Source organism: Aeromonas sp. 604282, from assembly GCF_049170575.1.
GTDB lineage: Bacteria > Pseudomonadota > Gammaproteobacteria > Enterobacterales > Aeromonadaceae > Aeromonas > Aeromonas veronii_A.
Map to the genome: position 1 here is coordinate 105,642 of NZ_JAAKMV010000013.1, position 26,375 is coordinate 132,016.

General features: G+C 59.2%; 22 protein-coding genes. 9 read left to right on the plus strand and 13 right to left on the minus strand.

Annotated elements, in window-relative coordinates; genetic code table 11:
• Position 1: 1 nt before the first annotated feature.
• The 3 genes from G5367_RS15500 to G5367_RS15510 are packed head-to-tail and all read right to left on the minus strand — an operon-like array spanning position 2 to position 1,213.
• The gene (locus G5367_RS15500; protein ID WP_042054014.1) at positions 2-472 is read right to left on the minus strand and encodes a YeeE/YedE family protein; all 471 of its coding nucleotides are present in this window, start codon (positions 470-472) and stop codon (positions 2-4) included.
• 13 nt (positions 473-485) lie between these two features.
• Positions 486-899, minus strand: coding sequence for a YeeE/YedE family protein (locus tag G5367_RS15505; RefSeq protein ID WP_421244600.1), 414 nt, complete (start codon positions 897-899; stop codon positions 486-488).
• Positions 899-1,213: an ArsR/SmtB family transcription factor gene (locus tag G5367_RS15510; RefSeq protein WP_005338008.1), complete on the minus strand. Its 315-nt coding sequence runs from the start codon at positions 1,211-1,213 to the stop codon at positions 899-901. Before G5367_RS15510 ends, G5367_RS15505 begins: the two co-directional genes overlap by 1 nt.
• A gap of 88 nt (positions 1,214-1,301) precedes the next feature.
• Between G5367_RS15510 and G5367_RS15515 the strand changes: the two genes are divergently transcribed.
• The 3 genes from G5367_RS15515 to G5367_RS15525 all read left to right on the plus strand — a co-directional run bounded on the left by G5367_RS15515 (position 1,302) and on the right by G5367_RS15525 (position 3,262).
• A complete protein-coding gene (locus G5367_RS15515) occupies positions 1,302-1,487 on the plus strand; it encodes a DUF2892 domain-containing protein (RefSeq protein ID WP_337073604.1) in 186 nt (61 codons plus the stop codon).
• A 441-nt stretch (positions 1,488-1,928) separates the two neighbouring features.
• Positions 1,929-2,303 carry a hypothetical protein gene (locus G5367_RS15520; protein ID WP_216979154.1) on the plus strand — a complete coding sequence of 125 codons (375 nt, stop codon included), beginning with the start codon at positions 1,929-1,931 and terminating at the stop codon, positions 2,301-2,303.
• Between the two features lie 230 nt (positions 2,304-2,533).
• Complete coding sequence (locus tag G5367_RS15525) at positions 2,534-3,262, plus strand: MgtC/SapB family protein (RefSeq protein WP_236346443.1); 729 nt, start codon at positions 2,534-2,536, stop codon at positions 3,260-3,262.
• Between the two features lie 91 nt (positions 3,263-3,353).
• Here G5367_RS15525 and G5367_RS15530 read toward each other — a convergent pair whose 3' ends face one another.
• The 8 genes from G5367_RS15530 to grpE all read right to left on the minus strand — a co-directional run bounded on the left by G5367_RS15530 (position 3,354) and on the right by grpE (position 14,145).
• A complete protein-coding gene (locus G5367_RS15530) occupies positions 3,354-4,364 on the minus strand; it encodes a substrate-binding domain-containing protein (RefSeq protein WP_005344295.1) in 1,011 nt (336 codons plus the stop codon).
• Between the two features lie 27 nt (positions 4,365-4,391).
• On the minus strand, positions 4,392-5,807 hold the full coding sequence (locus G5367_RS15535) for a glycoside hydrolase family 32 protein (protein ID WP_421244599.1): 1,416 nt from the start codon (positions 5,805-5,807) through the stop codon (positions 4,392-4,394).
• Positions 5,807-7,171 carry a sucrose-specific PTS transporter subunit IIBC gene (locus G5367_RS15540; RefSeq protein ID WP_042657031.1) on the minus strand — a complete coding sequence of 455 codons (1,365 nt, stop codon included), beginning with the start codon at positions 7,169-7,171 and terminating at the stop codon, positions 5,807-5,809. Before G5367_RS15540 ends, G5367_RS15535 begins: the two co-directional genes overlap by 1 nt.
• Positions 7,172-7,254: 83 nt before the next feature.
• The gene (locus G5367_RS15545; RefSeq protein ID WP_421294624.1) at positions 7,255-8,211 is read right to left on the minus strand and encodes an aminoimidazole riboside kinase; all 957 of its coding nucleotides are present in this window, start codon (positions 8,209-8,211) and stop codon (positions 7,255-7,257) included.
• 115 nt (positions 8,212-8,326) lie between these two features.
• On the minus strand, positions 8,327-9,832 hold the full coding sequence (locus G5367_RS15550) for a carbohydrate porin (protein ID WP_227340912.1): 1,506 nt from the start codon (positions 9,830-9,832) through the stop codon (positions 8,327-8,329).
• Between the two features lie 264 nt (positions 9,833-10,096).
• Positions 10,097-11,239, minus strand: coding sequence for a molecular chaperone DnaJ (gene dnaJ / locus G5367_RS15555; protein ID WP_005338032.1), 1,143 nt, complete (start codon positions 11,237-11,239; stop codon positions 10,097-10,099).
• A gap of 101 nt (positions 11,240-11,340) precedes the next feature.
• Positions 11,341-13,272 carry a molecular chaperone DnaK gene (gene dnaK, locus G5367_RS15560; RefSeq protein ID WP_421294626.1) on the minus strand — a complete coding sequence of 644 codons (1,932 nt, stop codon included), beginning with the start codon at positions 13,270-13,272 and terminating at the stop codon, positions 11,341-11,343.
• A 297-nt stretch (positions 13,273-13,569) separates the two neighbouring features.
• A complete protein-coding gene (grpE, locus tag G5367_RS15565; protein ID WP_005338036.1) occupies positions 13,570-14,145 on the minus strand; it encodes a nucleotide exchange factor GrpE in 576 nt (191 codons plus the stop codon).
• Positions 14,146-14,436: 291 nt separating this feature from the next.
• On the opposite strand from grpE, the gene nadK reads away from it, so the two are divergent.
• The 6 genes from nadK (at position 14,437) to G5367_RS15595 (ending at position 23,218) form a co-directional block, all read left to right on the plus strand.
• A complete protein-coding gene (gene nadK / locus G5367_RS15570; protein WP_005338038.1) occupies positions 14,437-15,321 on the plus strand; it encodes an NAD(+) kinase in 885 nt (294 codons plus the stop codon).
• 250 nt (positions 15,322-15,571) lie between these two features.
• Positions 15,572-17,236: a DNA repair protein RecN gene (gene recN / locus G5367_RS15575; protein WP_270904457.1), complete on the plus strand. Its 1,665-nt coding sequence runs from the start codon at positions 15,572-15,574 to the stop codon at positions 17,234-17,236.
• A 342-nt stretch (positions 17,237-17,578) separates the two neighbouring features.
• Positions 17,579-18,469: a manganese-dependent inorganic pyrophosphatase gene (locus G5367_RS15580; protein ID WP_270904456.1), complete on the plus strand. Its 891-nt coding sequence runs from the start codon at positions 17,579-17,581 to the stop codon at positions 18,467-18,469.
• Positions 18,470-18,717: 248 nt separating this feature from the next.
• Positions 18,718-19,881 (plus strand): macrolide transporter subunit MacA, encoded by a 1,164-nt coding sequence (gene macA, locus G5367_RS15585; RefSeq protein WP_047439138.1) that lies wholly within the window; start codon positions 18,718-18,720, stop codon positions 19,879-19,881.
• The gene (locus G5367_RS15590) at positions 19,878-21,851 is read left to right on the plus strand and encodes a MacB family efflux pump subunit (RefSeq protein ID WP_270904455.1); all 1,974 of its coding nucleotides are present in this window, start codon (positions 19,878-19,880) and stop codon (positions 21,849-21,851) included. Before macA ends, G5367_RS15590 begins: the two co-directional genes overlap by 4 nt.
• Before the next feature lie 2 nt (positions 21,852-21,853).
• Positions 21,854-23,218: an efflux transporter outer membrane subunit gene (locus G5367_RS15595; RefSeq protein WP_421244591.1), complete on the plus strand. Its 1,365-nt coding sequence runs from the start codon at positions 21,854-21,856 to the stop codon at positions 23,216-23,218.
• Between the two features lie 536 nt (positions 23,219-23,754).
• Here G5367_RS15595 and G5367_RS15600 read toward each other — a convergent pair.
• The gene (locus G5367_RS15600; RefSeq protein ID WP_040065985.1) at positions 23,755-24,165 is read right to left on the minus strand and encodes an H-NS family nucleoid-associated regulatory protein; all 411 of its coding nucleotides are present in this window, start codon (positions 24,163-24,165) and stop codon (positions 23,755-23,757) included.
• A gap of 472 nt (positions 24,166-24,637) precedes the next feature.
• A complete protein-coding gene (locus G5367_RS15605) occupies positions 24,638-26,368 on the minus strand; it encodes a Wzy polymerase domain-containing protein (protein ID WP_421244590.1) in 1,731 nt (576 codons plus the stop codon).
• Positions 26,369-26,375: the final 7 nt, after the last annotated feature.

Sequence of the window (26,375 nt, forward strand, 5' to 3'; positions counted from 1 at the left end):
ATCAGGCGGTATGGGACTGGCGCACCTTATCCTTCCCCCGAGCTGGCGCCTTGGCCAGCACCCTGGCCAGTCCTTTGTCAAACAGCAAGATCCCGGCCACCATGGCCGCTATAAACAACATTATCATGGGCTGCCCGCTGGAAATGAGACTCAGAGCAGGCCCCGGGCAGATACCCACCAATCCCCAGCCGATGCCAAACAGCGCAGCCCCGCCGATCAGCCTGCGCTCGAGCCGAGGAGCTGGTACGGCGGCGATGGGCTCCCCCAGCACACTCTGGCGACGGGGTTTCACCAGCAAGAAGTAACCCGGCATAAAGACCAGCAGGGCGCCTCCCATCACGAAGGCGAGGCTGGGATCCCAGGCGCCAGCCAGATCGAGAAAACCGGTGACCCGAGCGGGATCCACCATGCCGGAGATGGCCATCCCCAGTCCGAACAACACACCCGCAAACAAACTTGTCAGCAACTTCATGGCGATCAGCCCCTTACAGCAGATGATGAGTGACGAAGACGGTGATAAAGCCAGCCGCCATAAAGGTCAGGGTGGCGACAATGGAGCGCAGGGAGAGCCGCCCCATGCCACAGATGCCGTGGCCGCTGGTGCAGCCATTGCCAAGACGGGTACCGATGCCGACCAGCAGACCGGCCAGCAGCACTACAGGCCAGCCGGGCAAGGTGGTGAATGCGGGCATGGTGGACCAACCCAGGGTCAGCGCCAACCAGGCGCCCGCCCCGAGCCCCAGCAGAAATAGCACCCGCCACGGCGTACGCTGTTGCAGCGCACCGGCCAGAATGCCGCTGATCCCGGCAACCCGGCCGTTGAACAACATCAGGATCAGGGCCGACAGCCCCGCCAGCATGCCACCGCCCAAAGAGAGCAGCCATTGGCTTTCCATCATCAAGATTCCTTATTTTCTGAGTGACAAAAATGGGTTTGCAGCGCGCCCAACACATCGGCGGCCGCCTCGCTCACCAGCGAGTAGTAGATCTGCTGGGAGACCTTGCGTGAACGGATCAGGCCGTAGCGCTTCAATACCGAAAGTTGCTGGGAGAAGGCCGACTGCCCGAGTTGGCTATGGGCCAGCAGCTCCCCGACCCCCTTCTCCCCCTCCACCAGCTGGCAGAGCACCATCAGGCGTTCGGGATGAGCCAACGCCTTGAGCAGGGAGGCGGCGGCTGTCGCATGTCTGTTCATCTCGTCGAATTGGCTCATAAGAGTAAATTAGCAATTGCTGATATTTGTTCTATTGTATAAAACAACACTAAATTAGCAACATCTAAAGTAGAGAGGGAGAAAGACCATGACAGTAGATAACGGAGTCAGAATCGTCGCGGGTTGCATGTTGCTGCTCTCGCTGATCCTTACCACCTGGGTGCATCCGGGCTTTGTCTGGCTAAGCGTCTTTGTCGGGGTCAACCTGATCCAGAGTGCGTTCACTGGGTTCTGCCCGGCAGCCCTGATCCTGAAGCGCTTGGGGCTGAAGTAACAGGTCGCGCAAGACAGGGGAACTCCTGCTATCGGGCATAGGTTCTGCTAGCGGGGCGTCATCGCGCAGCGATGGCTATCGTCGCTCCGTGATGCTTATGGAGATAACCAGTCGGCACCATTATTGACAAACTTGTATCTAAATGTTGCTGAAAGGGCGATAAGGCTTTACCTCACCGCTCTGGATGAGTACCATTTTGCCGTTCTTAACACAGCGGAGACCATCAGTGGGCAACTCATCAAGTGACAGTTGTAGACCGACCCTCATCGTCGGTACCAAGGTTGCGAGCTAGCCGCAGGTCTTCTTCTGCCGCAACTCGCAGCCCTGCGAGAAGCGGAAATCCACTCCCCTCTTCTCTTTATTTCACACTTGACGTCAGGTGATCTGGCTTTGCCATAACACCTTGCCTGCATAGTTTCTGCTTCCCACAAGGAGGCTGCTATGCGTTTTATTTCAACTCTGTCCGTATCCAACCGGACTTATCCCCTGCTGAGCAAGCTGGGGCGCGGCATGTTGCCACGCTGGCTGGGCGGCAAACCGCGCCAGCACCACTACCGGCTGCAGATCCGCTGCGAGGATCGTGCAGATATGGAACAGGTGCTGGATATGGTGAACCACACCCTGCAACCGGCCGGGCTACAACCGATGCAATCGATGAAACCGGGTCGCAGCGGCGGGCGTGAGCTGGTACTCAATGTGCACTGCTCTCCACCCCAACGCCGCTATCTGGTGCAGTTTGTCCATCAGGTCGGGGTAGCACATCCGGTACGCTGGGAGCTGCATCCGCGCATCGACACGGCTCCCGAGCTCAACTGACGCACATCCTGCTGCACTAACAACCGTTCAAGGGGCCAGTCACGCTGGCCCCGCTTGTTGCGTCCTCTCCGAGCGTCAGGGCATCTGATGATGCCCGCGCCCCGGAAGCCAAACCCGGGACGCTGCGTTTTTTCCTGCTGGTCATCCGCTCAATCCCCCTCTGATCCATCCGCCATCAGGCGTTTCATCATGGATTGTGCCAAGCCAGCCTTCATAAGAAGGAGTACGCCATGAAGATGTGGCAACAACTAGACATAATCTCCCTGCTCGACACTCTGGCCAGCCTGCTGCTCGCCTTTGTGCTCGGCAGTCTGGTCGGGCTGGAGCGCCAGTACCGCCAACGTACCGCGGGCCTTCGCACCAACGTGCTGGTCGCCGTGGGGGCAGCCCTGTTCGTCAGCTTGGCCCAGCGAATCTATGACCTGCACGGCGGCAACTACAACGTGGTCCATGTGGTGGCCTATATTGTCTCCGGCATCGGCTTTCTCGGCGCCGGTGTCATCATGCGCGAGTCAGGCAATATCCGCGGCATCAACACCGCCGCCACCCTCTGGGGCGTGGCAGCGGTCGGCGCCGCCTGTGGCGCCGGGCTCGCCATGGAGGCAATTCTGGGCGCCCTGTTCGTGCTCGCCGCCAACACCCTGCTGCGACCACTGGTCAACCAGATCAACCGTCGCCCGGTAGACAATCTGGATACTGAAGTCACCTACAAGGTGACTGCCCTGACCCCCCGTGAGCATCAAAAGGAGGTGCTGCACTGGCTCGAAGAGATGCTGGAGCAGGCCAACTATCCCATGAGCGAGCTCGACATCGAGCCATTTGGCGAGAGGGATCTGGAGATCTCGGCAGTGCTGCTGGCAACCTCCATCGATGGTGACGAGCTCGACGCCCTGATGGTGAAGCTCGGCATTCATCCCCATATCAAGCAGATATTCTGGCGCGCCAGCACTACGGATTGAGTTGTCGGTCAGAGGAATGGCTCCATCAACCAACGGCAAAAAGCCCCGCCAGCAATGGCGGGGCTTTCTCATATGGATGAGCGAAGAGTGGCTAGCGACGACTGCGCCAGCGCACCCTGGGGGCGATCACCTGGGCAGTCTGCGCAGGGGGATTACCCGCAATCAGTTGCTGCATCAGCTCGAAAGCGGCGTGGGCCAGCGCCGGACAATCCTGCGCCACCGAGTCGATGCGCATGGGAATGCAGTCGAGCAGGTCGTGATCATCGAAGGTGCACAGCCGCATCCCCGTCTCCATCAACCCCGCCTCGTTGAGGTAGCGCAGCACCCCTTCCAGCAGGGTAAAGGAGGCGGTAAAGAGCCCCTTGGGGGGCGCCCCCAGTTCGGCCACCAGCTCGGCCATCAGCTGATAACCGGAGATCGGCTGGTAGTCACGATGGCGTACCCGAGCTGCATCGGCTTCAAAACCGGCGCGATGGAGCCCCAGCTCATAGCCCGCCAGCCGGTGGCGGCTGGGGGAGAGATCCAGCAGGCCGCCGAAGTAGTAGATCTGCTCGCCGCACTCGCTGGCCATGTCCCGCACCAGCTCGGCGGTCGCCTTGCAGGCATCGGAGATCACCATGGGCAGGCGCGACTCGCCGATGTGGCGGTCGAGCTGCACTACCGGCAGACGATCGTGGATACGGGCATAGATGTCATCACTGTGGCCACTGGAGGCGACAATCAGCCCATCCACCTGACGGCTGATGAGGTTGTCCACCACCCGCTGCTCAAGGGCGGGATCATCCTCGGAGCAGGCGATCAGCAGCTGGATGCCCGCCTCCCGGCAGTGCGCCTCGAGGGCGCGGGCGATGCGGGCAAAACCGAAGTTGGTGAGATCGGGGATCACCAACCCCCAAGTGTAGCTGCGGGTCTCGCGCAGGGAGCGGGCATGAAAGCTCGGCAGGTAGTGACACTCCTCCGCCACCGCCTGAATGCGCTTGCGGGTATCGTCGGCAATCCGGTACTCCGCACTCTTCCCGTTGAGCACCAGACTGGCGGTCGCCTTGGACACCCCCGCCAGTTCGGCGATCTGGGCAATCGTGATCCGTTTCTTCTTCTCCACCTGGCCTCCCGGCTGACTAGAACCGGGCTATTGTACTAGGCACGCCGACAGCGGCCAGTGATTGAGGCAAATTTTGCAGCCATCATCGCCGTTACCTGATGATAGTTGCGGCTTTTCCCCGGGGAAGTAGCGCGCCGACAGGCTGTGACGCCCCTCATCGATGAAACACTCCAGACTGGAGCGATCACACAGGACGGTGATCCGCCCGCCAGCCCATGGGCTGCTGCGAGTCTCCCACGCTCCGCTCTGCCAGTTCTGGCGCCGCAAGGTGATGCGGTCCGGCTGCCACACTAACTCGGCCACGGCACCGAACCAGAAACTCCCCTCACCGCAGAGATCCAGATCGAGCCAGGCCGAGTCGATGGCCAGCCCCGGAAACTCGCCAAGCGTCCCCTCGAAACGGGTCAACTCTCCCTTCAATGCCGCGAGCTCCGCCACAGGCCGCTGGCAGAGCCACTCATCCTGCCAGAACAGCTCCCGCGGGCAGCTCATCTGGTGGATCCAGCCGTGAGCGACCGTAGGCTGGCTCATCTCGTTCTCCTCCGGCAGCCCCAGCCAGCCGAACAAGAGGCGGCGCCCCTGACTGTCCAGGGTAGTTTGCGGCGCATAGAACTCGAAGCCCCGGTCCAGCTCGTGGACAGCCCCGTGCTCGAAGCGCTTGCCGTCGAAGTTGCCAGCCAGCCAGCCGCACTGGTAGAGGTTGCGATAATCCTCGCCCACCGGGGCAATCCCCTGCGGGCAGCTGATCAGCACATGGTGCTCCCCCAGCGGGAAGAGATCCGGGCACTCCCACATATAGCCAAACTCACCCAGCCCCCCTCGCCCGCTACCGGCGATGGGGCCCACCCGCTGCCAGCTTTGCAGGGTCTCGCCGCGATAGAGCAGCACTTCGCCCTTGTCATCCAGGGTGCGAGCACCCAGCACCATCAGCCACTGCCGCCCGTCGTGCCACACCTTGGGGTCGCGCACATGGCCGCTGTAGCCTGCGGGCAGGTCCAGCATGGGTCCCAGCTTGGCAAAGCCCCCCTCACCGTCGGCGCGGGCCAGACACTGGTAGGCGGTGCGGCTGCCGTCCGGGTATTTGACGTTGCCTGTGTAGATAAGGGTCAGACGCCCCTGCTCATCGCTCACCGCAGAACCCGAATAGCAGCCGTGGCTCTCATAGGCTTCGGTGGGCAACAGCGCCACCGGCTCGTGCTGCCAATGCAGCAGATCGGTGGAGGTGACATGGCCCCAGCCCTTGTTGCGGTGCTCGCAGCCCAGCGGGTTCCACTGGTAGAAGAGGTGGTAGCGCCCGTCGTGCTCGATAAAGCCGTTGGGATCGTTAAGCAGCCCCACCGGGGCTGCCAGATGCCAGCGGGGCCGATGGGGATCGGCCGCCGCCTTGAGCTGTCCGGCCAGCAACGACCGGACAATCTGGTTGAGAAGATCGCTTTCCTTCATCACTCCACCTTGTACTTGAGCAGGTAGGAAGCGGCGAAGGCGGCGCCAAAGGCGATCACCAGCCCGATGATGTAATGAATCAGGCTCATGGGCTGGACGATGGCCATGCCGGGAATACCGGTCAGCCCCACCGCCGTCATCCCCACCTTGGCCGCCACCACGTAGGCGCCGCCGCAGGCCCCGCCAAACAGACCGGCGAGGAAGGGTTTGATATAGCGCAGGTTCACCCCAAAGATCGCCGCTTCCGTGATGCCCAGCAGACAGGACATGGCAGCCGGCACTGTGATGGCCTTGATCTTCACATCACGGGTCTTGAAGTAGACCGCGAGGCAAGCCCCGCCCTGTGCCACGTTGGCCATGGCCCAGATGGGCAGCAGGAAGTTGACGCCAATTTGCGGATTCGCCAGCAGCCCCGCCTCGATGGCGTGGAAGCTGTGATGGATGCCGGTGATGACGATAAGCGAGTAAGTGCCGCCAAACACCAGCCCCGCCAACCAGCCCGCCTGCTCATAGAGGGCACTCAGACCGAACGAGATGCCATCCCCCAGCACCCGACCCGCCGGGCCGATAAAGAGCAGCGCCACGAAACCGGTGATGATGACGGTGAGAAACGGCGTGAGGATCAGATCCAGCGCGTCCGGAATGCGCTTGCGCAGCTGTTTCTCCAGATGGGACATAAACCAGACCGCCAAGAGCACCGGGAAGACGGTGCCCTGATAGCCGATCATGGCGACATCGAGCCCGAAGAAATCCATGGTCTTGAAGCCACCGGCCACGCCCCAGGCGTTGGTCAACGCCGGGTGGGTGAGGATGCCGCCAAGGGTCGCCCCGAGGTACGGATTGCCACCAAACTCCCGCGCCGCCGTAAAGCCGATGAGGATCGGCAGTATGATAAAGGCCGCCGAGCTGAACATGTCGAGCATCACAAACAGGGCGCTGTCGGCATTGACCCAACCGTAGGTGCGCACCATGCCGAGCAGCCCCATCAGCAGGCCCGAGGCGACGATGGCCGGAATGATCGGCACGAAGATGTTGGAGAGGGTTCGCGCCAACCGCTGGGCCACGTTGAGCTTGGCCGCCGCCATGTCGGTCAGCTCCGCCTTGCTGGCGGTGCCGGTACCGGTCAGCGCCACAAACTCCGCATAGACCTTGTTGACCAGACCGGTGCCGAAGATCACCTGAATTTGGCCCGCGTTGCTAAAGCACCCCTTGACCCCCTCCAGCTTGTCGATGGCGGCCTTGTTTACCTTGCTGTCATCGGCCAGCACCAGCCGCAGCCGGGTGGCGCAGTGGGCAGCGCTGACGATGTTCTCCTTGCCCCCGAGCAGGGGCACCAGATCCTTGGCTATCGCACTGATATTCATATTCTTCCTCTTATGACCCGCCACGCTGGCGGGCCCTTGTCACATGAGAGTAGGGGCTGTCGAGCCGGGCTTCTAGCCGCAGATCAACAGCCGCTTGTGTCTGATCGCAAAAAGGCATCCAGTTCGGAGCGGGTCGGCAGCGCCGTCATCGCCCCCTTGGCGGTGGTAGCGAGCGCCCCACAGCCGTGGGCCTGAGCCAGGATGACGGGTAGCTCGGCCAGCGTCGGCAGCGACGAGCGCCCGGCCAGCGCCGCCAGCAGACCGGCGACGAAGGCATCCCCCGCCCCCGTGGTGTCGAGCGGGGTCACTTTCTGCCCCACCCACTCCAACAGCTCGCCACCCAGACGCGCCACCACCCCGGCCGCGCCCCGGGTCACCAGCACCAGCGCCGGGCCAGAGAGAGTTGCAAGCCCGGCGACCAGTTCATCCTCGCCACTCAGCAGTTGCAGCTCCTCAATGGAGAGCTTGACCACATCCGCCTGCGCAATAGCCTGACGCACCAGCGGCAGCATCTCGGCGGGGTTGCCCCACACCTCTGGGCGCAGGTTGGGGTCGAAGCAGACCCGCCCGCCTGCCGCCTTGATGGCTGCCATGGCCTGCAGGCAGCTGGTGCGCACCGGTTCGTTGGCGAGCGCGATGGAGCAGGTGAGCAGCCACTGACCGGCGTCGAAGCGGGGCAACTCATTTGGGGTGAGGAACTGGTCGGCACTGGGGCGCACCATAAAGGTGAAGCTGCGCTCCCCCTCATCATCCAGTGCCACCAGCACGGTAGAGGTGCGATGGTCTGGATCGAGCCGCAGCGCACCGATATCCACCCCCTCCCCGCTCAAGGTGTCGGCCATAAAGCGGCCGAACGGATCGGCACCAACCCGGCCGATAAAGGCCGCATCGCCACCCAGCCGTGCCACACCAACCGCCACATTGGCGGGGGCGCCACCCGGACACTTGAGGTAGTGCAACGCCCCTTCCGGGATCAAGTCCACCACCGCATCCCCCATTACCCACACACGATTCGTCACCTTGCTACTCCACTGCTGCATCGGATCCACGGTCAAACCCGAACTCTGTTCTGGTGGCTGACATTATCAGCTAAACCGTTTTAGCCAACCAACAGATCTCGGCACCGGCTGCCATTTTTGTGATCGGGATAACGAACTAGAACCAGGTTTCCATCTGTACGCCAAAGTTCCACTCGCCACCGGCGGTGAAGTTGCTCTGACCCATGGCATCGTCGCTGGCGTAGTTGTCAAGCTCGGAGGACCAGTCCATCCAGCTGGCGAACACCCTAAGCTCAGGCCGCTCGAAGAATCCGGCGGTCTGCGCCTTGAAGGTGGGGGCGAAGGTGAGTTTGGTGAAGTTGCCGTTCACCGCCTGGCGTCCCTTGTAACCCTTGGGATCGAGATCCATGTACTGCCAGGCCACCTCGTAGACCAGCTCGACGTTCTGACTCAGCACCTGCGCCACCCGGGTATTGAAGGTGAGCCAGCGGTACTCGTCCCCTTTCACGTAGCGATCCTGACTCTGCTCGGCCAGCAGGGCCGGGGCAAAACGCCAGCGCGGATTAAGATCGGTAGCGCCAAACACGGCGACCCGCACCGCATCGGCGTCCGGCAACAGCTCGCTGTCAGAGCCCAGCCCCTTGACCTCGGCCCCCAGCCCATGACCGTACAGCACCGCCGCCTTGACAAAACCGGGGTTGAGGCCAAAGAAGCTCTCGCCGTGGTAGGCCAGCAGGGTGTGGGCCCCCTTGTCCGCCGCCTCGCTGCCCGCCCCCTTGTCATTGATGCGGGCGTCATTGTCCTTTGCCGAGAGACCGTTCACCATCCACTGCCAGTTGCCGACGCGGTTGTTCATGGTGAGGATGTAGCTCTCGATATCGGAAAGACCGCTGGCGCTGATGTCGCCGTAATCGCGGCCATAGAGAGAGAAGTTGGCCTTCCAGCTGTCGGCCAGTTGCACGTCGTAAACGCCGCCGCCGGTACCGGCCAGGAACACCACGTCGGAATCGAGCCAGTGGATGTCGAAGTTGTCGCGATCAAAGCGCTTGCCCGCCCACAGCACCGCATTCTTGAAGGGGCCGTCGAAGCTCGCCAGATTGCCGATCTCGGCAAACACCTGACGGGTATTGAGGCTCGAATCGCTGGCGGTCCAGTCGTTGCTGGTCTCCACCCCGTCTGCCAGCATCAGCTTGTAGCGGGCCCAGCTGCCATCCTCGAAGGTCTGGGTTTTCAGCAGGTTGGCCTCCATATAGGTGTCATCCTCATTGCCAAGGCGACCGACGGCCCCGCCCACCGAACCGGCTGGCGTGATGTAGGGGCCGCCGCGCCCGCCGTTGCCATTGCCGTTGACCAACAGGCCCGAGCGGGCGTAGCCGTGAAACTCGAAGCCCTGGGCACCAGCGGTCTTCTCATCCACCTGCTGGCTGCGGTTGTCGGCCACCTGAGCCTGCTCGCTCGCCGCGCTCGCCTTCACTTCCGCCTGACTGGCACGGCTCTCTGCCGCCTCGGCTCTCGCTTCGGCTGCCTGTACCCGCGCCTCCAGCGCCGCCAATCTGGCCTCGACACTCTCACCTGCAATACTCGCCTGCGCCGCCCACAGCGGGCTGCTCATCCCCAATCCCAGCGCTACCGCCAGCGCCAACTTGCTCTTGAACATCATCATCTTCCTCACCTGTCATCTGTGGCCCGGACGGGCGCTGTTGTTATCGACAGCCAGAGCATAGCTAAACCAATTTAGCTAACTCAATATGACAACTAAACCGTTTCAGCAACAGTGTGAGCGGGATAACATTTGTACAGCAGGAATTGGCGGGAGTTGTGAGGAGGATCCCTCATCAGGATCCACTCAATAGGGCGGCTCTTGGCTAAACGGCGGGCAAAAAAAGAGCCGGCACAAGGCCGGCTCTGTTTATTCGGGTCGCTGAAATCAGCTGGTCAGATCGTCGAAGAAGCGTTTCACCCCTTCGAAGAAGCCTTCCGATTTCGGCTTGTGGGTCTTGGCAGCGGCACCGCTGAACGACTCGTCCAGCTGGCGCAACAGCTCTTTCTGCTGCTCGGTGAGATTGACCGGAGTCTCGATCACCACCTTGCACATCAGATCCCCTACCTGGCCGGAGCGCACGGACTTCACGCCCTTGCCGCGCATGCGGAACATCTTGCCGGTCTGGGTCTCCGGAGTGACCTTGAGCTTGACGCGGCCATCCAGGGTCGGTACTTCAATCTCGCCACCGAGGGCTGCTGCGGTGAAGCTGATAGGCACTTCGCAGTAGAGGTTGTTGCCGTCACGCACAAAGATCTCGTGCTCTTTGACGTGCACCTGTACGTAGAGATCCCCTGCCGGAGCTCCCGCTTCCCCCGCTTCCCCTTCACCGGAGAGACGGATGCGATCGCCGGTATCGACGCCCGCCGGAATTTTCACCGACAGGGTCTTGGTGCGCTGGTAGCGACCTTCACCGTGGCACTTGCGGCACGGATCCTTGATGATCTTGCCGCGACCGTGACAGTGCGGACACGCCTGCTGCACCGCGAAGAAGCCCTGACGCATCTGCACCTGGCCGGAGCCGTGGCAGGTCGGGCAGGTCTGGGCACTGCTGCCGGTGTGGGCACCGGAGCCGTTACAGACTTCGCAGTGAACCAGAGTCGGCACCTTGATCTCCTTGGAGACCCCGCGTACCGCCTCTTCCAGCGTCAGCTCCATGGTGTAACGCAGGTCGGAGCCACGGGCCGGGCCACGACGGGCACCACCACGGCCACCGCCGAAGATGTCACCGAATACGTCACCAAACATGTCGGCGAAGTCGGCACCGCCGCCAAAGCCACCGTGGCCACCGCCACCCTGGCTCGGGTCGACACCGGCATGGCCGTACTGGTCGTAACGGGCACGCAGGTTGGCATCGGTCAGGACCTCGTAGGCTTCCTTGACCTCTTTGAACTTCTCTTCGGATGCGGCATCACCCTGGTTACGATCCGGGTGATACTTCATGGCCAGGCGCTTGTACGCCTTCTTGATCTCGCGATCGTCGGCATCTTTCGCCACACCCAGTACTTCGTAGAAATCGCGCTTCGACATACTCATCCTGTGGTTACGCAGACGGGCGTTGGTTACCCAACGCCCGTGAATTCATTGACCAAGCCGATGGGCGAAGCGGACTCCGCCCATCTGGGTAGGGCTTACTTCTTGTCGTCTTTCACTTCTTCGAACTCGGCGTCGACTACGTCGTCGTCAGCCTTGGCAGAAGAGGAGGACTGACCGGCATCAGCACCGGCTGCACCACCCTGGGCCTGAGCCTGCTGCTGGGCAATTTCCATCAGCTTCTGGGACGCTTCCAGCAGAGCCTGCTGTTTGGCTTCGATAGCAGCCTTGTCGTCACCCTTGATGGCAACTTCCAGCTCGCTCAGCGCGGCTTCGATCTTGGTCTTGTCGTCGGCAGGCAGGGCCTCACCGGCTTCGGTGATCTGCTTGCGTACGGAGTGGACCAGACCATCAGCCTGGTTGCGAGCCTGTACCAGCTCTTCAAACTTCTTGTCCTCGGCCGCGTTGGCTTCGGCTTCGCGTACCATGCGCTCGATCTCGTCATCAGACAGACCAGAGGAGGCCTGGATGGTGATCTTCTGCTCTTTGTTGGTCTCTTTGTCTTTCGCAGAGACGTGCAGGATACCGTTGGCATCGATGTCGAAGGTCACTTCGATCTGCGGCAGACCACGCGGTGCCGGACGGATGCCTTCCAGGTTGAACTGGCCCAGAGACTTGTTGTCGCTGGCGCGCTTGCGCTCACCCTGCAGCACGTGAATGGTCACGGCAGACTGGTTGTCTTCGGCAGTGGAGAACACCTGGGACTTCTTGGTCGGAATGGTGGTGTTCTTCTCGATCAGCGCAGTCATCACGCTACCCATGGTTTCGATACCCAGGGAGAGCGGGGTAACGTCCAGCAGCAGTACGTCGGTCTTGTCACCGGACAGTACGGCGCCCTGGATGGCAGCACCCATGGCCACGGCTTCGTCCGGGTTGACGTCTTTACGCGGCTCTTTGCCAAAGAACTCGGCAACGGTCTTCTGAACCAGCGGCATACGGGTCTGACCACCGACCAGAATCACGTCGTCGATCTCGCCAACTGCCAGACCGGAGTCTTTCAGGGCGACACGAACCGGCTCCAGAGAGTCTTTCACCATGTCTTCTACCAGGGATTCCAGCTTGGCGCGGGTCACCTTGATGTTCATGTGCTTCGGACCGGTGGCATCTGCAGTGATGTACGGCAGGTTGACGTCGGTCTGCTGGGCAGAAGAGAGCTCGATTTTGGCTTTCTCGGCGGCATCTTTCAGACGCTGCAGAGCCAGCTGGTCGTTGCGCAGGTCGATGCCCTGCTCACGCTTGAACTCGTCTACCAGATAGTTGATGACGCGGTTGTCGAAGTCTTCACCACCCAGGTGGGTGTTACCGTTGGTCGCCAGAACTTCGAAGGTGGTTTCGCCTTCCACTTCATCGATCTCGATGATGGAGATATCGAAAGTACCGCCACCCAAGTCATATACGGCAACCTTGCGCTCGCCCTTGACCTTGTTCACGCCGTAAGCGAATGCAGCAGCAGTCGGTTCGTTGATGATGCGTTTTACATCCAGACCGGCGATGCGACCGGCATCCTTGGTAGCCTGACGCTGGGCGTCGTTGAAGTAGGCCGGAACAGTGATAACGGCTTCGGTTACCGGCTCGCCCAGGTAGTCTTCGGCGGTCTTCTTCATCTTCTTCAGCACTTCGGCAGAGATCTGCGGCGGTGCCATTTTCTTGCCCTTCACTTCAACCCAGGCGTCGCCGTTGTCAGCTTTGGCGATGGCGTACGGCATGATTTTCAGGTCACGCTGCACTTCTTCATCTTCAAAACGACGACCGATCAGACGCTTGATGGCGAACAGGGTGTTTTTCGGGTTGGTGATGGCCTGACGCTTGGCCGGCTGACCAACCAGGATCTCGCCATCATCGGCATAGGCAATGATGGACGGAGTAGTACGATCGCCTTCTGCGTTCTCGATCACGCGAGCAGTGTCGCCATCCAGAATAGCGACGCAGGAGTTGGTAGTACCCAGGTCAATACCGATGATTTTACCCATTTGACGAATCTCCAAATACTTTGAATAAACTGGCGAGGAACTCGCCTTAATGCGTTAACGGCTAGGTGGGGGCTGCCAATCTGGCTTTCAAGCTCCCGGCATCAATTTTTTTGTGCCGCCGTGGCCTTGCTACCTATATGGGGTCGCCAGACGCAGCTTCAAGCCCCAACCCTAAAAAACCACACCCTTTGTCATGGTTGCGCGGTCACGTTGAGCCGTAAACCGGGCAAGATGAACAGGGGCTGCACTACGAAACAAAAAGCCCGCCACGGGGCGGGCTCGGGCACCCACAGCCAATCAGTCAACCGCTTTGGCGATCATCACCATGGCAGGACGGATCACCCGACCGTTGAGGTCATAGCCCTTCTGCATCACTGCAATGACGGTGTTCGGCGCCACATCGGCACTCGGCACCATGCTCATCGCCTGATGGGCGTTGGGGTCAAACGGCTGGTTGATCGGATCGAGCGCCACCAGACCAAACTTGGCCACGCCGCTCTGCATGGATTTCAGAGTCAGCTCGACACCTTCGATCATCGGCTTGAGGGCTTCGTTCTCCTTGTCGGCCAGTTCGATGGCACGCTCAAGGTTGTCCAGCACCGGCAGCAGTTCATTGGCGAACTTCTCCAGAGCGAATTTGTGCGCCTTCTCCACATCCAGCTCGGTACGACGGCGCAGGTTCTCCATCTCGGCGGCGGTACGCAGGGCGCGTTCACGCTCTTCCGCCGCTTTTTGGATGGCGGTTTCCAGCTGCGCTTCCAGTTCGGCAATGCGGGCCTGCTCGGCTGTCACTTCACTGTCTACATCGGTCGGCTCGACTGGCTGGGCTTCCACTTGCTCCATCGCTTCAACCTTTTGCTCTTCGTGGTTCATGACATCTCCAATTCCGGGGTTACTTATGAGGGCCCTGACGTCTGGTTGAGCGACCGGACGACAACAGACCGACTATGTTGGCGCTATTATGGGGATGCATCCCCGGCTTTCAAGGGGTAAAGGGCAATCAGGGTTGCTGAATAGCCGCAACCGGCGGTTTATCCGGGTTGCCGCTCACCGTTTAACCAGTAACCTCAAGGGGATAGCCGGCCCCGTCACACGGGAGAGCGTCACAAGCGCAGCAAAGCACTGTATACTGGCCCGCAATACCCATCCCAGATCTGACTGACTATGGATTCTCCGTTCAAAACCATCGCCCTGATTGGCAAACCCCACCATGAGGGGGCCAACCAGACGCTGACCGGCCTGCATCAATACCTGACCGCCCGCGGCTTTCGGGTACTGGTGGAGAGCCGGGTCGCCCAGACCCTGAGCATCCTCGATGAAAACGTGATGGATCTGGTGCAACTGGGCCAGCAGGCCGATCTCGCCATCGTGGTCGGCGGTGACGGCAACATGCTGGGGGCGGCGCGGGTACTGTCACGCTTTGATGTGGCGGTGATCGGGGTAAACCGGGGCAACCTCGGCTTTCTGACCGATCTCTCGCCACAAGATTACCTGCTGCCGCTGGAGCAGGTGCTCTCCGGCCACTACAAGAGCGAACACCGCTTCCTGCTGGAAGCCTCGGTCTATCGCCACGGCGAGCGCAAGTCGAGCAATCTGGCGGTCAACGAGGCTGTACTGCACCCGGGCAAGATCGCCCACATGATCGAGTTCGAGGTCTATATCGATGGCAGCTTTATGTATAGCCAGCGCTCGGACGGCATCATTGTGGCCACTCCGACCGGCTCCACCGCCTACTCACTGTCGGCAGGTGGCGCCATCCTCACCCCCAAGCTCAACGCCATCACGCTGGTGCCCATGTTTCCGCACACCCTGAGCAGTCGCCCCATCGTACTCGATGCCGACAGCGAAGTGCGGCTGCTGGTCTCGCCGGATAATCAGGACGATGCCATGCAGGTCAGCTGTGACGGTCAGGTGACCCTGGCGGTCCACCCGGGGGACGAGATCCTCATCAAGAAGAGCCACCACCAGCTTCATCTGGTGCATCCCCTCGACTACAGCTACTTCCACGTGCTGCGCAACAAGCTCGGCTGGGGCAGCAAGCTGTTCTAATCAGCTTTGACCGACAACGGCATTGCCAGAGAGGGCGCCTGAATTGGCGCCTTTCTCATTTCTGTCTTAGCAACGTCCCCTGCACTCTCATATCCGTACCGCGTCCCAATAGTCAGTACCGCATTCTCATAGCCATGGCGCACTGGCGCGGCTTTCCTTTGTTAAAAATGGCGGCGCCCTCTTTACTGTATATAAGACCAGTATATACTGGATACATAAACAGTAATGTTGACCTATACAGGATGAGACCATGCTGACCCAGCTGACCGTCAACAACTTCGCCATCGTCAAGTTTCTCGAACTCGATCTGCAACCGGGCATGACCTGCATCACAGGTGAGACCGGCGCCGGTAAATCCATCGCCATCGACGCTCTCGGTCTCTGCCTCGGAGAACGGGCCGAAGCGGGCATGGTGCGACCCGATAGCGATAAAAGCGAGGTCAGCGCCCGCTTCCTGCTGGACAACAACCCGGCCGCCCGCGCCTGGCTCGCCACCAACGAACTGGAAAACGAAGGTGAGTGTATCGTGCGGCGAGTCATCTCCGCCGAGGGTCGCTCCCGCAGCTATATCAACGGCGTGCCCGTCCCTCTTACCCAGCTCAAGAATCTGGGCCAGCTGCTGGTCAACGTGCACGGTCAACATGCCCACCAGATGCTGCTCAAACCCGACTACCAGCTCGCTCTGCTCGACGGTTATGCCGGTCACCATCTGCTGCTCGACGAGGTGCGCCAGCACTATCAGCAATGGCGCCAACTGCAAAACGAGCTGAACCGGCTCAAGGCCGAGCAGCAACAGCGGGAGGCCCGCCGCCAGCTGATCGAGTACCAGGTGCAGGAGCTGGACGAATTTGCCCTGCAACCAGGGGAGTTCGAAGAGATAGAAGAGGAGCACCAGCGTCTCGCCAACGGCACAGAGCTGATGCAGGAGTGCGGCGCTTGCCTCGATCTGCTCTATGACAACGAAGAGACCACTATCGCAGGGCTGCTGCAATCGGCCGTCGATCGGGCCGAGGGGCTGGTCAGCATGGACAGCCGCCTCAACCCGGTACTGGAGATGCTGAATGAAGCGCTGATCGGGGTGCAGGAGAGCCACAGCGAACTGCGCAGCTACCTCGATCGGCTGGAGCTCGATCCCGAACGTTTCAACGAGCTGGAAGCCCGCCTCTCCAAAGCCATCAATCTGGCACGCAAGCACCACGTTAAACCGGCGGATCTGGCCCAACACCATCAGGAGCTTGCCTCTGATCTCGCCCGCCTCAACTCCGATGAGGAGCGGTTAGAGGGGATGGAAGATGAGCTGGCCGAGGCTCGTCAGGCTTTTGTCCAGGCCGCCGAGGCCCTGAGCCAGAGCCGTCAGCGTTACGCCCAGGAGCTGGGCGCCAAGGTAACCAGCAGCATGCACGAACTGGCGATGCCCGATGGCCGCTTTGCCATCGAGGTGCGCCCCGATGCCCAGAGCAGCCTCTCTCCGCTGGGTATAGATCGGGTCGAATTTATGGTCACCACCAACCCAGGTCAGCCCATCCAGCCGCTTGGCAAGGTAGCTTCGGGCGGTGAACTGTCGCGTATCAGCCTTGCCATCGTGGTGATCAGCGCTCGCAAGGTCTCCACTCCGACCCTGATTTTCGATGAAGTGGATGTGGGGATCAGCGGCCCGACTGCCGCCGTGGTGGGTCGCCTGCTGCGCCAGCTCGGCGAGTCCACTCAGGTGATGGTGGTCACTCACTTGCCTCAGGTGGCAGGCAACGGCCACCAGCATATGGTGGTGAGCAAGCATACCGATGGCAAAACCACCGAAACCCAAATGAGTGCCCTTGATGAGGCTGCCCGTCTCAATGAGCTGGCACGCCTGCTTGGAGGCGACCAGATCACCGACAACACTTTGGCCAATGCCCGCGAGCTGCTGCGTCGATGAATCAGGTGATAAAGCCGATTTGCAGCGATGGCGACTGATAGCGCTGACAGAACATGCTGACTTCGCAGGTACGGACGAGTGCCATGGCCTGCACAGTCAGCAATAGCCAATAGCCAATAGCCAATAGCCAATAGCCAATAGCCAATAGCCAATAGCCAATAGCCAATAGCCAATAGCCAACTGTGATAACTGAACTCGCGTCAGGATTACCGACCCAGATCAATAAAATGGCGAGTTAGGCGAAGCTGGCAGCAACATGGGCGTGGATCCGGTTGCCTTCATGTGGCGGATTTCGCATAGTGTTGCCCCCCTTTATGGGTATCCAATTGTGAGGCTTTGTCTATGATCCACGTTTTTGGTCACAAGAATCCTGATAGCGACAGTATCTGCAGTGCGCTGGTTATCACCGACTGGCTCAATGGCCAGGGCCGTCAGGCCACCCCATGGCGTCTGGGTGACCTGCGCACCGAAACCCGTTTTATTCTGGAGCAGGCTGGCGTCAGCGAACCCGAGTTGCTGACCAAAGATCTGACCGGTGAAGATGTCTGGCTGGTGGATTTCAGTGATCTGGAACAGGGCCCCGCCACACTGGCACAAGCCAATGTATTGGGTCTGGTGGATCACCACCGTCTCGGTACCCTGGTCACCCAGTCTCCGCTGGATGCCTGGATCCGGGCCGTCGGCTGCACCTGCACCATCGCCTTCGATCTGCTGAGCCAGCAAGGCACCGTGACCCGCAGCCAGGCTCGCCTGATGCTGGGTGCTATCATGAGCGACACCCTCTGTCTCACCTCGCCGACCACCACCGAGCAGGACAAAATCGCCTGTGAGCGTCTGGCACCGCTGGCCGAAGTACCGCTGGCCGAATTCGGCCAAAAACTGCTGATGGCGAAAACCGACCTGAGCGGCCTGACTCCGGCTCAACTGCTGCAGCAGGATGAGAAAGCGTTCCAGGCGGAAGGTTGCAGCTTCATCATGAGCCAGATCGAAGTGGGCAGCGAACAGCAGCTGGCCGAGCACCTGCCAGCCCTGCAGCAGGAGATGGCCCAGCGCGTGGCGAGCGAAGGGCTCGACTTCTTCGTGTTGATGGTGACTGACCTGACTGCGGCTGCCAGCCGAATCTACTTTACCGAACACGCCAAAGTACCGGCAGAGTCCAGCTACCACCCGGGCTTTGTCAGCCGCAAGAAGCAGGGGCTGCCCTGGGTGATGGATCTGCTGGCCAAGGCCTGACCTTCCCTCGCCATAACCTATTCCAAAGCCCTGCCTCTGCGCAGGGCTTTTTCATCGCCACCGCCAGCCGCACTCCCCCCTCTTGCTGATCATGTTGCTCACGACTGCGGCCTCTCGCTTACTCCTTTCTCGGCTTATTGACAGTTAACGCCATAACTTTGCTTACATATTTGCGGCTGTTATTTATCAGGGCTTTGCTGCAGGATAATCGCCGCGCACAACCTTTTCCGTTTCCATTCAGGTGATCGATGAACATAACCCCCAAGCAGAGAACACTGGCCATCACCATGCTGATCGCCGTGGTGCTCCTCGGCTGGCTGCTCTGGCCCAGTCAACCACCCAAGGCGATGCTGACCGCTCAGGTGACCCGCGAGGATATTGCCCAGACCGTGCTGGCCAGTGGTGTGCTGCAGGCCGTAGAGCAGGTGGATGTGGGGGCCCAAGTCTCCGGTCAGGTTACCAAGCTGGCCGTCGAGGCCGGAGATCAGGTCAAGCAGGGAGACCTGCTGGCCGAGATCGATCCCCTGATTGCCCAGAACAACCTCAAGACGGCCGAGGCGGAGCTTGCCAGCAACCGCGCCCAGCTCAAGATCAAGCAGGCACAACTCAAACAGAACGAGCTCGCCTGGCGGCGCCAGCAGCAGATGTTCAAACAGGAGGCGAGCTCACGGGCCGATCTGGAAAGTGCCGAGGCACTGCTGGCAGTCACCCGCGCCGAACTGCAAAACAGCCAGGCCAATATCGACAACGCCCTGATCAAGGTTGATAGGGCCAAGACCGAGCTGGGCTACACCAAGATCCTGGCGCCGATGGATGGCACCGTCATCAGCATTGTGACCCGTCAGGGCCAGACCCTGGCTGCCAGCCAGACGGTGCCGACCGTGCTCAAGCTGGCCAACCTCGAGACCATGACGGTCAAGGCGCAGATCTCCGAAGCCGATGTCACCAAGGTAAAAGCCGGCATGCCGGTCTACTTCACCCTGATCGGCGATCCGGATACCCGCTATCAGGGTACGCTTCGCGCCGTGGAGTTAGCGCCTACCAACATCAACGATCAGGCCACCACAGGCACCACCACCAACAATGCGGCTGTCTACTACTACGCCCTGTTCGATGTGCCCAATCCCGACCATACCCTGCGGGTGGCAATGACCACCCAGGTGACCATAGTGCTCGGCGAGCGCAAGCAGGTGCTCACTGTGCCGCAAACCGCCCTCGGCAAGTCGCTGGGTGACAACGAGTATGAAGTCACCGTGATCAAGGACGATGAAACAACCGAAACCCGCCATATCAAGACTGGTATGAAGGACGAGATCCGCATTGAGGTGATCAGCGGGCTAAGCGAGAAGGAGGAGGTGCAGCTCAATCACGGAGCCCCCGCCGACAATGATGAGATGGCGGTGATGCTATGAGTGAGCCCCTGAACCAGCTGCCGTTGATCCAGCTGAAAGGGGTCGAGCGACGCTACCAGAGCGGCGACAGCGAAGTCACCGTGCTCCACCCTATTGATCTCACCATCTCGGCAGGAGAGATGATCGCCATTGTCGGCGCGTCCGGCTCCGGCAAGTCGACCCTGATGAACCTGCTGGGTTGTCTCGATAGCCCGAGCAGCGGCCAGTACCTGTTTCGCGGTCAGGACACCGCCACCATGGATGCGTTGGCGCTGGCCCGACTACGCTGCCACCACTTCGGCTTTATCTTTCAGCGCTACCACCTGCTGCCCCACCTCGATGCCGCCGCCAACGTGGAGATCCCGGCCGTCTATGCCGGCACCACTCGCCCGGATCGCCAGGCGCGTGCGCGTCAGCTGCTGGGTAGACTGGGTCTGGCCGATCGCAGCCACCATACCCCGGGCCAGCTCTCCGGCGGTCAGCAGCAGCGGGTCAGTATCGCCCGGGCGCTGGCCAATGGCGGCGAAGTGATCCTCGCCGATGAACCGACCGGCGCACTGGATAGCCAGAGCGGCAAGGAGGTGATGGCAATCCTCAAGGAGCTGCACGCTCAGGGCCACACCATCATTCTGGTCACCCACGATATGAACGTGGCCAGCCATGCCGACCGGATCATCACTCTCAAAGATGGTCGGATTGAACAAGATAGTGGCCCCAGCCAAACGGCCGTGTTGGCTCCAGCCACCGCCACACCCCCTCAAAAAATAGTGTCCACTAAAGGTGCCATGGGTCACGACTGGGATCGCTATCGGGAAGCGGGACGGATGGCGATGCATGCCATGCTCGCCCACCGGATGCGCACCTTCCTCACCATGCTCGGCATCATCATCGGCATCGCCGCCGTGGTGAGCGTGGTGGCGCTGGGGCAAGGGGCGCGCGCCAAGGTGATCGACCAGATCAATGCGATGGGCACCAACACCATCGAAATCTTCCCGGGCAAGGGATGGGGCGATGAGAAGATGGCCAGCATCCAGACCCTCAACAAGGGGGATCTCGATGCTCTGCTGGGGCAACCCTATCTTGCGGGCGCCAGCCCCGAGATTGGCAGCTCCGGCCAGTTGCGCTATCGCAACAAGACCAACAGCGGCAATGTGACCGGGGTTGGTAACGACTATTTCAAGGTGAAGGGGATGACGCTGGTCAGTGGTCGCTTACTGGAGTGGCAAGATATCCAGCAGCGGGCAGCCGTTGCCGTAGTGGACAAGAAGAGCATCACCAGCCTGCTTGGCAAAGAGGAACCGGTCGGCAAGGTGGTACTGGTCGGCACCTTGCCGGTGCGGATTGTCGGTGTGGTTTCGCAGGAGACCGGCTTTGGCCCCACCAGCCAGTCGGTCAATATCTGGCTGCCCTACAGCGCGGTGATGAGTCGCCTCATCTCGCAGCACCACTTCAGCCAGATCACCATCCGGGTCAAAGACGGGGTACAACCGGCACTGGCCGAGCAGGCGGTGATCGAGCTGATCACCAAGCGCCACGGGGTGAAGGATTTCTTCACCTTCAGCAGCGACAGCATCATCAAATCGGTGGAAAAAACCACCGCCACCATGACCTTGATGGTCTCGGCCATCGCGGTGATCTCGCTGATCGTCGGTGGGGTGGGCGTGATGAACATCATGCTGGTGTCGGTGGTGGAGCGTACCCGCGAGATCGGCATTCGCATGGCCGTGGGCGCCCGCCAGTCGGATATTCTGCAGCAGTTTCTGATTGAGGCTGTGATGGTGAGCCTGCTGGGGGGGATCTTCGGCGTCGGCCTCTCGCTCGGTATTGGCGCGCTCTTTTCACTGCTGGTGGACTCCATCAAGATGCAGTTCTCGCTCTTCTCCATCCTGATGGCCTTTGGCTGCTCGTCACTCATCGGGATCCTGTTTGGTTACCTGCCGGCACGCAATGCGGCGCGGCTCGACCCTGTTGTCGCACTGGCGAGGGAATAACAATGCACAAACTCTCCTGGCTGGCTCTCTCTATGGCCCTCAGCGGCTGTAGTCAGCACAGCACCTATCAAAGACCCGAGCTGGCGATCGCCCCTGCATGGCAACAGGCAGAGGGCGCCCAACTGGCTACGCAGGCTGGCCCCTGGTGGCGGGAATTTCATGATCCCCAGCTCGACAAATTGGTCGAGGCGGTACTGGCCGCCAACCCGGACATGCATGTGGCGGCCCTCAAGCTCAAAAGCGCCCGTCTGGGCGCCGAGCAGGCCGATACCAACCTCACCCCCTCGGTCAATGGCACTATCGCAGCCAGTGGCAACAAGGATCTGAAAACCGGCAAAGACACCAACAGTCTGGGCCCCTCGCTGAGCCTCAGTTACGAAGTGGATTTGTGGGGCAAGCTTGCCTCGGTGCGAGATCAGGCAAGCTGGGAAGCGGCGGCAAGCGAGCAGGATCTGGCCAGCACCCGACTACTGCTGATCGGCAATACTCTGGAGCAGTATTGGCAGCTCGGCTATCTCGGCTCTGCCATCGCGCTCGGAGAACAGCAGTTGGCCAACCTGTCCCGAACCGAGCAGCTAACCCAGACCAAATACCAGGCTGGCGCCATTACTCGGCTGGATCTGGCGCAGGCACGACAACTGTTGGCCGGAAAACAGGCTGAGCTGGCCTCCCTCAAAGCGCAGCAGGAGCAGGCTCGCAATGCCCTGCGTCTGTTGCTGGGCCGCAGCAACGGGCCACTGGAGTATGCACCCGCTTCCCTTGCAACCCAGACCATTCCTGAACTTGCGGTGGGTATTCCGGCTGATGTGCTGGCTCGGCGCCCCGATGTCAAAGCGGCCGAATTGCGGCTGCGCAAGACGCTGGCAAAAGGGGACGAGATCCGCACCAGCTTCTACCCCAGCCTGACCCTGACCGGCAGCGCCAGCACCGCATCCGATAGATTGGCGCAGGTGCTGCAAAATCCGGTTGGTACGCTGGGAGCCAGCCTCGCCCTCCCCTTCCTTGAATACAACCGCACCCAGCTCGCCATCGCAAGCTCAGAGCTGGATTACCAAATCGCTGAAACCGAGTTTCGCAAACAGCTCTACACCGCACTGGTGGAAGTGGAAGACAATCTGGCCGCCCGCCACTATGGCCAGCAGCGACTCGATTATCTGCAGGAGCAGCTGAGTTATGCCCGGGAGGCCGAACGGCTGGCCAAAGCTCGCTTTCAGGCGGGTGCGACCGGCGTGCAAGCCTGGCTCGATGAGCAGAACCGACTGTGGGATGCCCAGCAAAGCCTGTTGGCCCAGCAAAAAGAGCAGCTCACCACCACAGCCAAAATCTATCGCGCCCTGGGTGGCAGCGATAGCGTAGCGCCCCGATAACGCCTCACACCGATATTCCCCACTCTGCCTTGCAGAGTGGGGAATATCATCGTCATAGACCATACAGAATATCCTCTCCCACGCTGCAGCCGAACTCCACTGTTCATCATCAAGGGGCAATAGTGTCGTCACAACCAATTCCATGCATCGGCGACCCTGAATATCCCGGCCATTGCAGCTATCCCTGTACCTCACGCCCCCTGATCAGAGATAACGATTACCGGATATTCCATCTGTAGAGGGCCAGGGCCCATTTTACCGGATGATGCCACGTTAATCGTGAGAGGCATTTTCGAAACACGTATCTGCACGACCTATACAAATAGCGATATCGTGCCGGTGAGCCATACGACGAAATTAATCGCAAACAACGAGTGATATTGAGATAAGTAACAGTGCAGGGAAACGATGGTAAAAGGATACAAGCGAGGATGTAGATAGTAATGGGGCGGGAAAGCGGATTGGATAACCACGGGTAAAACGGCAAAAATAATGCCGCCCAAGGGCGGCATTATTCAATCTCTGAACCTGACGAATTAGATCAGGAAATCGTTCAGGTCTTTACCCAGAGCGACTTGAGCAGCAATGGCTTTCGGCATACGGCCTTGACCGGTCCAGGTTTTTTCCTGGCCATCTTCTTCGTACTTGTATTTAGCCGGACGGGGAGCACGCTTGCTCTTGGCAGCGCCAGCCGCAGCAGCCGGAGCAGCAGCAGTCGCCAGCAGCTCGCGAGGATCAATACCAGCCTGCTGCAACATTTCGGTGAATTCATTCAGCTTGCGCTGACGCTCTTCCTGTTCAGCACGCTCCTGTTCGACAGAATCGGCGCGCTCTTGGTAAACCAGGTCAAACTTCTCTTTAGCTTCCAGCAGTTGCTCAAACGGCAGCTCACGAATAGCCGCACGCAGACTGCGAATGTTCAGCAGAACTTTCAGAAACTCGTTCATTATTTCCTCACAAAAAATCGATCACAGGGATTACCGTGTCAGAATAGCATGGACAATTGATAACAACATACTGTTTTTCTGTATTTGTATTATTTTTTATTTTGTACTCTCTATGCTCTCTTGACACGAAGCGTGATAACAAATCAATGCTCCGTTGTGATCGCAATCCCCCCTCCCTCTGATGGATTATGACCTCAAATATCATAGGGCTCATTAATACCCCATTACGCTCTATCAGAAGACTCCCGTTATAGTAGGTCCAAATATGTCAAACCACAGCAACCTTGATATTCATCAGGTGAAATACTAAAACTAGCAAGTAACTTGTTTGCAGAAAAAACTCAAGCAACCATAAAATTTAACCATTGAAATCATAGTGTTAGAATGCTTTCGATAATGATTTCATATGTCTGAAGAAACATGAAAAGCCTGCATTTGAACATAACAGGCTTTAACCTTTTGTTAGATTACGCTAATTAGAGAGAGCATTACTTTGTACCGATTGCTCAACACTACTGGTCACCGATGTCGCTACAGAACCAGTGAGAAGAGGCTCAGAAGGATAGAGTTTGAGAGCTTCTAGACGCATCGCATTAGCAGCCTCTTTGCGACCTAGTGCGTTAAGTGCGATCACCATATTGGCGTATATGTTGGCACGTGGAGTATGACGTACAAAGGCCTGCCCCCACTCCAGATAAGCCTCCAGTTCAGCCTTGTTGTGTGTCTGCAAACCGACCATTAGACGGACAGCGTTTACATCAAACTCTACTCGTGTCAGCCATGCCATAGGATTGATAATCTCCAGCAACAGCGTCGGCTCTTTATAACCTCCTCGCTCGTATTTGGTGACGACCCAAGCGGTATGAAGGGCAGTCAGCATAAATGGGACAACCAATAAAGGAATGGCTATTGCAATAAATCGCAACAACAACCAGGGACGATACCCCATATCCCACCACGATGATCTACCACAACGCACAAGACAGGTTTCTTCAATCTCGCTGTCAACGACATAAATCAGCGTCAGCAACAACCACCACAACACGATCGCATGGTAAAAGGGATATTCCGTCTGGGTATGGAGCAATATCGGTGTAACCAGGGCAAGCAGTGCCATGGCATTTACCCAACGAACCTTCGCCAGACGCCACAACAATGCCCCTCCCATGATCACTATGCCAACCATGGGGGCAATGCCCCCCTCAACAGACCAATAGAGAAACTCGTTGTGGGGGTGGTCGAGGTTGTAAATTACCATTCCAATATTTGGATCTACCTGCCGAGCCTCTGTGTATGCGTGGAAGAATGCAGATTCAAATCCACCATATCCGACTCCCAGTAACCAGTTCTGAAAAAGTAAACGAAACGTAAAAGGCCAGATATCTGACCGGGCACCACCCGAAAGATATTCATTCATCCCCCGACTCACACCTGACACCCAATACTGAGAAGCGAATCCAAGAACTGCTCCCAGCAAGACCAGGCCAAGCATTCGTACCAATAAACGTTGACGATGCAACTGGGGTCCAAGCAGGATAAATGCTAGCAATCCCCCAAGCTGCCCCACCCGAGACTGCAGCACAATCAACAACAGGCTTGCGGCCAAAATCACGCCATAGCTAACCCTTCGCAACCAAACATGATCATTGCCACGTAGCACCAGCCAAATGGCCAACGCAATCCCGGTGGCCATAAAGGTCGCCATCACATTTGGCTGTTGAAAGATCCCGTATGGACGATTTGCGTTGGTGTCGTAGCCAATCCAGTTACCTGGCGTCAACAAATAGAACTGTACAAGACCAAGAGCAGCTTCCATTGCGATCGCAATCAAGACGAGATAGAGCAAGCGATCACGCTGTAACCGTTTAAAGCGCCATTGATACAGACCGAATAAAAACAAGAGACCAGCAAATAGCCCCAATAATCTGGGCATAGCATAATCCTTGAGTGGAAATCCTGGATAGAACATGGGAAGCAGAAGCAAAAGTGCACCAATCCATAAAGCCGCTTGTAGTCGAGAAAAGACCAAACGTTGGCGTAAAGTCACTTGCCACAACCCCAACCCAATTGCCAGCGAGGCAAATATCCATCCCCATGCGTTAAACGGCAGATAGAGCCCAGCGCCTCCCGGGTTATGCATAAAAAAATGCATCCCCAGCAACCAATAGAGCGCACATAAAACCATCATGATTCGCGTTAACATCACAGCC

Coding starts and splice junctions, on each gene's coding strand:
- G5367_RS15500 (WP_042054014.1), bottom strand. CDS start 472: ATGAAGTTGCTGACAAGTTTGTTTGCGGGTGTGTTGTTCGGACTGGGG.
- G5367_RS15505 (WP_421244600.1), bottom strand. CDS start 899: ATGATGGAAAGCCAATGGCTGCTCTCTTTGGGCGGTGGCATGCTGGCG.
- G5367_RS15510 (WP_005338008.1), bottom strand. CDS start 1,213: ATGAGCCAATTCGACGAGATGAACAGACATGCGACAGCCGCCGCCTCC.
- G5367_RS15515 (WP_337073604.1), top strand. CDS start 1,302: ATGACAGTAGATAACGGAGTCAGAATCGTCGCGGGTTGCATGTTGCTG.
- G5367_RS15520 (WP_216979154.1), top strand. CDS start 1,929: ATGCGTTTTATTTCAACTCTGTCCGTATCCAACCGGACTTATCCCCTG.
- G5367_RS15525 (WP_236346443.1), top strand. CDS start 2,534: ATGAAGATGTGGCAACAACTAGACATAATCTCCCTGCTCGACACTCTG.
- G5367_RS15535 (WP_421244599.1), bottom strand. CDS start 5,807: ATGAAGGAAAGCGATCTTCTCAACCAGATTGTCCGGTCGTTGCTGGCC.
- G5367_RS15540 (WP_042657031.1), bottom strand. CDS start 7,171: ATGAATATCAGTGCGATAGCCAAGGATCTGGTGCCCCTGCTCGGGGGC.
- G5367_RS15545 (WP_421294624.1), bottom strand. CDS start 8,211: ATGCAGCAGTGGAGTAGCAAGGTGACGAATCGTGTGTGGGTAATGGGG.
- G5367_RS15550 (WP_227340912.1), bottom strand. CDS start 9,832: ATGATGATGTTCAAGAGCAAGTTGGCGCTGGCGGTAGCGCTGGGATTG.
- dnaJ (WP_005338032.1), bottom strand. CDS start 11,239: ATGTCGAAGCGCGATTTCTACGAAGTACTGGGTGTGGCGAAAGATGCC.
- dnaK (WP_421294626.1), bottom strand. CDS start 13,272: ATGGGTAAAATCATCGGTATTGACCTGGGTACTACCAACTCCTGCGTC.
- grpE (WP_005338036.1), bottom strand. CDS start 14,145: ATGAACCACGAAGAGCAAAAGGTTGAAGCGATGGAGCAAGTGGAAGCC.
- nadK (WP_005338038.1), top strand. CDS start 14,437: ATGGATTCTCCGTTCAAAACCATCGCCCTGATTGGCAAACCCCACCAT.
- recN (WP_270904457.1), top strand. CDS start 15,572: ATGCTGACCCAGCTGACCGTCAACAACTTCGCCATCGTCAAGTTTCTC.
- G5367_RS15580 (WP_270904456.1), top strand. CDS start 17,579: ATGATCCACGTTTTTGGTCACAAGAATCCTGATAGCGACAGTATCTGC.
- macA (WP_047439138.1), top strand. CDS start 18,718: ATGAACATAACCCCCAAGCAGAGAACACTGGCCATCACCATGCTGATC.
- G5367_RS15590 (WP_270904455.1), top strand. CDS start 19,878: ATGAGTGAGCCCCTGAACCAGCTGCCGTTGATCCAGCTGAAAGGGGTC.
- G5367_RS15595 (WP_421244591.1), top strand. CDS start 21,854: ATGCACAAACTCTCCTGGCTGGCTCTCTCTATGGCCCTCAGCGGCTGT.
- G5367_RS15600 (WP_040065985.1), bottom strand. CDS start 24,165: ATGAACGAGTTTCTGAAAGTTCTGCTGAACATTCGCAGTCTGCGTGCG.
- G5367_RS15605 (WP_421244590.1), bottom strand. CDS start 26,368: ATGTTAACGCGAATCATGATGGTTTTATGTGCGCTCTATTGGTTGCTG.